Source organism: Heyndrickxia coagulans DSM 1 = ATCC 7050, assembly GCF_000290615.1.
GTDB classification, from domain to species: domain Bacteria; phylum Bacillota; class Bacilli; order Bacillales; family Bacillaceae_C; genus Weizmannia; species Weizmannia coagulans.
Map to the genome: position 1 here is coordinate 1 of NZ_ALAS01000014.1, position 3182 is coordinate 3182.

The window sequence follows — 3182 nt, forward strand, 5'->3', positions numbered from 1 at the left end:
AGATGGAAAAATTTTCTAAATGTGGATAAGTCATTTTATCATAAAACATCTAAAAATTGATGAATTTACTCTTCAGAACTGAAATTTGCATATCCAGCTAGACAATATTTAGAAGATATTGTAAACTTGGAATAAAGCGTTTTTACCTCCGTTTTTATAAGGAATTCTGATAAGACGTTTGAAAGAAATCATCATACTGTATATTCCCATAGAAAAGCAGTTGGGGAAGCTGAAAAAAAGATGAATACATACTTGGGGGTGATCATAATTATTTATTCGGGATTTTTCCTTGCGCCATCCAAATTTTCAACATGGCTACTTGAGAGAGTTTCTATTTGGATGCAATTTATACCGTATGCAGAATGGGAGTAAAATCCTTACTGCACCGATTGCTACTGGTTGCCTATAAAGAATGTCTTCTTTTGTCTTAATGGTTTGGATACTTTTTATCCTTCAAAATGGGGGAAAAGCACCGCATTTGTTTGGTAAAAGATTAGGGGGGGAATCAAATGAAAAAAATGAAAATAGTACTCTATGTGTTGTTGGCGTTTTCTTTGATCGCTGGGTTGCCGACAGGTGCCCAGGCAAGCAGTAAGGCTGACCAGCAAAATAAGGTGGGATCCGCTGATGTTGGCTTGAATCAGAATACCAAGCCTCATCTGGATAAAAAAGGACAGCAAAACTACAAAAATCCGGACGATTATCCATTGGTTGGAGAGGGAGAATATGCCGGTGCTTTGAAAGACACCTATGGCAGCTATCATTATCTTACCTATCTCTCTACAGCGGAATACTCAGACACCAAAATGCAGCTGCTCATTCGCCATGCTTGCAATAGCAGTAGCACGGACCCTTATTTGTATGCTGAATTCTATACCAACCGAAATGGAGTAATGGATTATTTGGGGAGTGCCTATCACAATATAGGTGGGTTTACAGGAAATGTTAACTTGGGTTACACCATTGATAAATCACTCTATGAAAATGATCCCTATATTTATATAAGGATAGGCACACTAAGAAGCTTTTCGGATCAATACTTCAGCGGTGTGACTTACTTTAAGGTGGCAAACCCGTTTTATAAAGGCAGCGGTTCAAATGCCGGGGATACCAAGTACTATGAACTCATCAGCAATGAATCTACTGATGGCTCAGTCTCTGAATATACCGGTTCTTTCCGTATTAATAATGATGCCTATGCCGACAGCAAAAATCTCAGCCCGTCTGCATATCGTATGGATTATGTGGCACCGTTTGACACAGAGAAAAACCAAAATAAAGCTTTGAAAAAAGAGACAAAGTCGATTAAAAAAGACTATGTGAAAGGGGATAGCAAATCATTCTACGTCCAAAACTTAGAAACCAACGAGTTTTCATCCATTTCTGCAACGCTCCTTTATAGTGGCGCTCATGCCAACGTTTGGGTGAACAACAACGATATTACAGAGGATGAAGCAGCATTACTTGGAAAAGAATTCGATAATAAAATCTATCGATCAGATGTCGACAACTTTGGAATGCCATCTGATGTCGACCAGAATGGGAAGGTCAATATACTATGCTATAATATTCAAGATGGATTTAGTGGAAGCGGCGGTTACGTGGCTGGGTATTTTTCTCCGCGCGACCTGTATCATTACAGCTATTCCAATGAGTCGGAAATTTTCTATATTGATACCTATCCATTGATGGGCATGTCTGCTACGAAAGATGTTTCGCAAGCTTATTCTACGCTGGCGCATGAGTTTCAACATATGATTAATTTTAACCAGAAAGTATTTGTGCAAGGATTGACCGATACGGATACTTGGATGGATGAGGGCCTCTCGATGGCGGCTGAACAAATTTATACCGGTGCACCGTTGAATGACCGGATCGATTACTACAATGAAGATGCGGACATTACAAAAGGCCATTCGCTCCTGTATTGGGATTATGCGGGTGACACATTGGCAAACTATTCTTTGTCATACCTGTTTATGGAGTATTTAAAGGCCCAGTGCGGACAAGGAAACACGATTTATAAAGAATTGATTAGTGATCCACATACTGATTATCAAGCAGTGCAGAATATCATCCACAAATACATTGATCCGAACCTTAGCTTTGGCCAGTTTATGACAGATTTCCGTGCTGCACTTGTCTTGAAAGAAGACACCGGCCTTTACGGATTTAAAGGGGATACCGCTTTTGACGGGCTGAAAGTAAAAACCTACAGCGGCTCCTCAATCCATATAAAAGGCGGCGGAGCCATCGTCAAAGCTTTAAGTTCCAAGGATGATTTTCAAGTTCCTTCTGACAAAGGAGACGATGTTACCTATACGCTTCTTGAAAAAGGTGATGCAGGCGCTGTAACGTCTCTGTCAAAACCGTCCGTTCAAACGGTGGGGGATAATGACACAGTGGTTACCGGTACGGCCGACCCGAATGTGACTGTGAAAGTAGCGGTGAGCGGAAAGGAAATTGGTTCCAATTCTACTGATTCAAATGGAAGTTTTTCGGTCAGCATCCCTAAACAAAAAGCCGGAACAGAACTGCATGTGCATACAGAAGACAGTAAGGGCAATCAGAGTGAAGAAACCGTCGTCACTGTTCAGGACAAAACGGCTCCGGCAGTACCGACAGTCGGAGAAGTAAGCGATACAAGTACTGCGGTTACAGGAACCACGGAAGCGGGCGCGAAAGTAACAGTGAAATCCGGATCGAACATTTTAGGGACAGCAACGGCTGATCATACCGGTGCATTTAAGGTAACCATTGCAAAACAAAAAGCAGGAACGAAGCTTGTCGTTTATGCGGAAGATGCGGCAGGGAACAAGAGCGGTGAAACAACAGTAACGGTTATTGATAAAACGGCTCCGGCAGCGCCGAAAGTCGGAGAAGTAAGCGATACAAGTACTGTGGTTACAGGAACCACAGAAGCAGGGGCAAAAGTTACTGTAAAATCCGGCTCAAACAATTTGGGTACGGCAACGGCTGATCATACCGGTGCATTTAAGGTAACCATTGCAAAACAAAAAGCAGGAACGAAGCTTGTCGTTTATGCGGAAGATGCGGCAGGGAACAAGAGCGCTGAAACGGTGGTAACGGTCATTGATAAAACGGCTCCGGCAGCGCCGAAAGTCGGAGAAGTAAGCGATACAAGTACTGTGGTTACAGGAACCACAGAAGCGGGCGCGAAA

Annotated in this window: 1 protein-coding gene; it reads left to right on the forward strand. The window is 42.4% G+C overall.

The features are described from left to right. Positions 1-509: 509 nt before the first annotated feature. The coding region (locus tag IC21_RS15795) for an Ig-like domain-containing protein (protein ID WP_235801093.1) at positions 510-3182 on the forward strand (2673 nt) is incomplete at its 3' end.